At 66.3% G+C, this 722-nt stretch carries 1 protein-coding gene; it reads left to right on the forward strand.

What is annotated here, in order from left to right; translation table 11 throughout:
* A partial coding sequence (locus FV229_RS27060; protein ID WP_147754837.1) for a GDP-mannose 4,6-dehydratase occupies positions 1-722 on the forward strand: 722 nt, incomplete at both ends.

Below are 722 nucleotides of genomic sequence, written 5' to 3' on the forward strand. Positions count from 1 at the left end.
CACGACGGCAACCTGCTCGACCTGTCGAGCCTCGCCCGGATCGTTCAGGCCGTGCAGCCGGACGAGGTCTACAACCTGGCCGCGCAGTCGTTCGTCACCGCCTCGTGGCAGCAGCCGCTGCTCACCGGCCAGATCACGGGCCTGGGTGCCGTCAACCTGCTCGAATGCGTACGGACGCTGAAACCCGATGCGCGCTACTATCAGGCCTCGTCGTCGGAGATGTTCGGCCTGATCCAGGAGCAGGTGCAGAGCGAGGCGACGCCGTTCTATCCGCGCTCGCCCTACGGCGTGGCCAAGCTCTACGCGCACTGGATGACGATCAACTACCGCGAGAGCTTCAAGCTGCACGCCTCGAACGGCATCCTGTTCAACCACGAGAGCCCGCTGCGCGGGGTCGAGTTCGTGACCCGCAAGGTCACGGACGGGGTCGCGCGGATCAAGCTCGGGCTCGCCTCCGAGCTGCGCCTGGGCAACATCGACGCCAAGCGCGATTGGGGCCACGCCAAGGACTACACCCGGGCGATGTGGATGATGCTGCAGCAGGAGAAGCCGGACGACTTCGTGATCGCCACCGGGCGGACGACGACGGTACGCGACATGTGCGCGCTTGCGTTCTCTCACGTCGGCCTGCTGATGGACGATCACCTGATCATCGACGAGAAGCTGTACCGGCCGGCCGAGGTCGAGGTGCTGCTCGGCAACCCGGCCAAGGCGGAAGCCGC

This window comes from Methylobacterium sp. WL120, assembly GCF_008039465.1.
Classification (GTDB): domain Bacteria; phylum Pseudomonadota; class Alphaproteobacteria; order Rhizobiales; family Beijerinckiaceae; genus Methylobacterium; species Methylobacterium cerastii.